Here is a 4,769-nt window from a genome sequence, read left to right as displayed (position 1 = left end):
CAGCTCGGCGACCGCGTGCGGGACGATCGGGGCGATGCCGTCGATCGTCACGTCGAGCGTGTCACCGTCGTCCGTCACCGCCACTGACAGCGGGTAGTTGGTCCGGTCGTGCTCGTAGACCATCCGGATGCCGCCGCCCGAGCCCTCCGGCGCGGCCGCGGGCCGGTCGGTCTCCGCGGCCCGAGCGCCGTGGCTGTGGCGGTAGTTGAAGAAGGAGGTGAACAGCGGGAGGTTGCCGGGCACACCGCTCGCGCGCTGCGCGACCGCCAGCGGGGCGTGCTCGTGCTCCAGCAGCTCGGCCAGCTGGCCGCGCATCGCCGACACGGCTTCCAGGGAGCCGAGTTCGTCGGTGCGCAGGCGGACCGGGAGGGTGTTCATGAACGGGCCCGGCACGCGGTCGGATCCGGCGCCGGCGTTCATCCGGCCGAACAGGACGGTGCCGAAGACCACGTCGGAGCGGCCGGAGAGCGCTGCGAGCACCCGCGCCCAGGCGACGTGCAGGACGGACGCCGGGCTGACGCCGATCCGCCGGGAGGTCTCCCGGATCCGGTCGGTCAGCTGCTGCGGCAGGGTGAGGCCGTCCCGGACCACTCCGCTGCCGTCGCCGCGCGCGTCGAGCAGGCCGTACGGCGCGGTCGGCTCGTCCACGTCGCCGAGCAGCTCGCCGAAGTAGCGCTCGTGCTCGGCCTCGTCGACGGCGCCGCGCGCCTGGGCCACGAAGTTGCGGAACGGGAGCGGCTCGGCGAGTTCGCCGCCGCGCCCGGTGAGGAAGGCCCGCACCTCCGCCAGCAGGACCTCCTTGGCGGTGTGGTCCTGGACCATGTGGTGCATCCGGATCAGGGCCAGCCACCGGCCGTCGTCCCCGCGCTGCGGGGCGTGGGCGGTGTGCAGGCCGATCAGCGGGGCCCGGCTGAGGTCCATCGGCGTGCTGCCGAGCTCCACGAGTTCGGCGATCGGGTCGTCCCCGTGCGGGTCGAGGGCCACCTCGGCCACCTGCAGCCCGGCCCGGCGCCACACCACCTGGACGGGTTCGCGCAGCCCGTCCCAGACGATGCCGGTGCGCAGGACGTCGTGCCGGTCGACCACCTGCTGCAGGGCTCCCAGGAAGCCGTCCAGCAGTTCGCGGGAGTCGAACTCCAGCACCGTGGGCAGGGCGTAGGCGTCGTCGCCGGCGCCGGCGAGCAGGTGGTGGAAGAGCAGGCCCTCCTGGAGGGGGGCGAGCGGGTAGACGTCCGCGATGTTCGCGGCGCCGCCCTCCACCGTGGCCGCGATCCGCTCGATCTCCTCGGCCGTGACGTCGACCAGCGGCAGCATGTCCGGGGTGATCACGGTCGCGCCGGCCGGGATCAGGTTGTCCGGCACGGCGACCTGGGTGGTGCCGCCGGCCAGCGCGAGCCCGGCCGGGGTCGGGCTCTCGAACAGCGCGCGCACGGAGACCGGGACGCCGCGCTCGCGCAGCCGCTCGACGAGCCGCACGGCGAGCAGCGAGTGGCCGCCGAGGGCGAAGAAGTCGTCGTCGACGCCGACCCGCTCCAGGCCCAGCGTCCCGGCGAACTCCTCGCAGAGGATCCGCTCCTGGCGGTTCGCCGGGGCCCGGCCGCCGACGGCGAACTCCGGGGACGGCAGCCCCTTGCGGTCGAGCTTGCCGTTGACGGTCAGCGGCAGGGCGTCCAGCAGGACGACGGCCGCCGGGACCATGTACTGCGGCAGCCTCGACCCGGCGAACTCACGGACGGCGGATCCCAGCCCGGCCCGGTCCGCGGTGTCCGCGGGCACGACGTAGGCGACCAGGCGGACGTCGCCGGGGACGTCCTCGCGCGGGACGACGGCGGCCCGGGCGACCCCGGGGTGCGCCGCGACCACGGCCTGGACCTCGCCGGGCTCGATCCGGAAGCCGCGGATCTTGACCTGCTCGTCCGCGCGCCCGGCGAAGAGCAGCTGCCCGTCCTCGGTCCAGCGCACCAGGTCGCCGGTGCGGTAGAGCCGCTCACCGGCCTCGTAGGGGGAGGCGACGAAGCGCTCGGCGGTCAGGTCCGGGCGGCCGACGTAGCCGCGGGCCAGCTGCGCCCCGCCGATGTAGAGCTCACCGGCGACGCCGGGCGCGACCGGCTGCAGCCGGCGGTCCAGGACGTACATCCGGGTGTTGGCGACCGGGCCGCCGAAGGGCACCGCGCCGGTGCCGTCGGGGTCGACCTGCCCGACGGCGGTGATCACGGCCGCCTCGGTCGGGCCGTAGGCGTGGACGAGCCGCCGGTCGCGGGCCCAGGCCCGGGCGAGGGCGGGGTCGATGCCCTCCGAGCCGACGACCATCGCGCCGACCCCGGCCAGGTCGTCCAGGTCGAGGACGGCGAGCAGCGAGGGCACCAGGCTGGCGGAGCGGACGCCGGCCGACTCCACCAGGGCGCGCAGCAGGGCGGGCTCGGAGCGCTCGGTCGCGCTCGCCACGACCAGGGTGCCGCCGCGGGAGAGGGTGACCGCGACGTCCAGGACGGAGGCGTCGAAGTTGAACGAGGCGAACTGGAGGACCGGGACGCCCGGACCCACCTCCATCAGGGGGCCGAACACCGACACCAGGTTGGCCAGGGCGCCGTGGCCGGTGGCCACGCCCTTGGGCCGGCCGGTCGAGCCGGAGGTGTAGATGACGTAGGCCAGGGAGCCGGGGGCCACCCGGCCGTGCGGGGCCGTGGCGGGCAAGGCGGCCAGTTCGGCGGCCTCCTGCGGGTCGTCGAGCCACAGCACCCGGTCGGTGTCGAGCCGGGCGGCCACGCCGTCGGCCGCGTCCCGGGTGCTGAGCACCACCCGGGCGCGGCTGTCGTCGAGGATGTGGGCGAGGCGGTCGACGGGGTGCTCGGGGTCGAGCGGGACGTAGGCGCCGCCGGCCTTCCAGACGGCGAGGATCGCGGTGACGATGTCGACGCCGCGCGGCAGGCAGAGGCCGACGACCGTCTCGGCACCCACGCCGAGCGCGGTCAGCCGGTGGGCGAGCCGGTTGGCGCGGGCGTCGAGCTCGGCGTAGCTGAGCCGGGTGCCCTCGCAGACCACCGCCGCGGCGTCCGGGTTCCGCTCGACCTGCCGGGCGAACAGCTCGGGCAGCAGGCCGGGTTCCACGTCGGCCGCGGTGTCGTTCCACCCGGTCAGCAGCCGCCGGCGCTCGTCCCCGGCGAGGATGTCGACGGCGCCGGTCCGGGCCCGGGGCGCGGCGGTCAGCTGCGCCACCACGCGGGCCAGGCGCTCGGCGATGCGGGCGGCGGAGGCGGCCTCGAAGAGGTCCGCGTTGACGATGACCGAGCCGCTCAGGCCCGCCGGGGCGCCGGTCGCGTCGAAGGTCTCCTCGGCGACGACCTCCAGGTCGAACTTGGCGACGGTGCTCGTCGGGCCCTCGGCGGCGGAGGGCTCCGCGCCGGCTCCCCCGGCGACCTGCGCGCCGGCCAGGGACGCCTCGGCGCGGGCGAGGTTCTCCACGCTGAGCATGACCTGGAAGAGCGGGTGACGGGCGAGCGTGCGGGTCGGGGCGAGCTCCTCGACGAGCTTCTCGAAGGGGACGTCCTGCCGTTCGAAGGCGGACAGGTCCGTCTCGCGCACCCGGGCCAGCAGCTCGGTGAAGGTCGGGTCGCCGGACACGTCGGTGCGCAGCACGAGGCTGTTGATGAAGAAGCCGACCAGGTCGCGCAGGCCGACGTCGGTGCGGCCGGCCACCGCGGTGCCGATCGGCAGGTCCTCGCCGGCGCCGAGCTTGGACAGCAGCACCGCGAGGGCGGCCTGCAGCGCCATGAAGACGGTCACGCCCTCGGCGCGGGCCAGCTCGACGAGCCGCGCGTGCACCTCGGCGGGGATCTCCAGCGGGGTGCGGTGGCCGCGGTAGGAGGCCACCGGGGGCCTGGTGCGGTCGTACGGGAGCTCCAGCTCCTCCGGGGCGCCGCTCAGGGCGTCACGCCAGTGGGAGACCTGTCGGGACATCAGGCTCGTGGGGTCGGCCGGGTCGCCGAGCAGTTCGCGCTGCCAGAGGGTGTAGTCGGCGTACTGGACGTCCAGCGGCTCCCAGTCGGGCGCCCGGCCCGCGCGGCGGGCGGCGTAGGCGGCGGAGACGTCGTCGGCCAGCGGGCGCAGCGAGTAGCCGTCGCCGGCGATGTGGTGCACCACCACGGCCAGCACGTGTTCCGCCGGGCCGGTGGTGAACAGCCAGGCGCGGATGGGCAGTTCGGCGGAGAGGTCGAAGGCGGTGGCGGCCGCGTCGGCGAGCGCGCGATCGAGCTCGGCCCGCACCGCGGCCGGGTCGCCGCCGGTCAGGTCGACCCGGTGGAGGTCCCAGTCCAGGTCCTCGACGGCGTGGATGTCCTGGTAGGGCTCGCCGTCGACGACGGCGAAGGTGGTCCGCAGGACCTCGTGGCGCTCGAGGACGTCGCGCAGGGCCGCGGCGAGGGCGTCCCGGTCGACTTCGCCGACCAGCGGCAGCGCGAGGGGGATGTTGTAGTGCGCGCTCGGCCCCTCGACCTGCTGAATGAACCACAACCGACGCTGCGCGTATGACAACGGAACCATCAGGACCCCTCCTGCTTACGTCCTCGCCGCGACGTCGGCCGAGGCTGACTGGTGAACTCCGGCTGTTCGCCCCGCCCGCCGGCCGGCACGGATGGCAGCGGCGGAGGGCAGGGCTGTACGGACCGTCCGGAAATCGCTCCGTCCGGCCGGTTCACACAACCGTTGGTACACGGACCCTCGCTCGATCACGGCTTCCGGCAGCACCGCGTCGAGACGGTTGCCGGCCTGGG

At 75.2% G+C, this 4,769-nt stretch carries 1 pseudogene; it reads right to left on the bottom strand.

Annotated features, from left to right (window positions below):
* Positions 1-51 precede the first annotated feature (51 nt).
* A pseudogene (locus tag ACZ5GH_RS27430) lies at positions 52-4,539 on the bottom strand (non-ribosomal peptide synthetase); the annotation flags it as partial.
* Between the last annotated feature and the right edge of the window lie 230 nt (positions 4,540-4,769).

The organism is Kitasatospora sp. Xyl93, from assembly GCF_055383135.1.
Note: the sequence above shows the minus strand (reverse complement) of the source record. Positions and strands in the feature narration are given on the sequence as shown.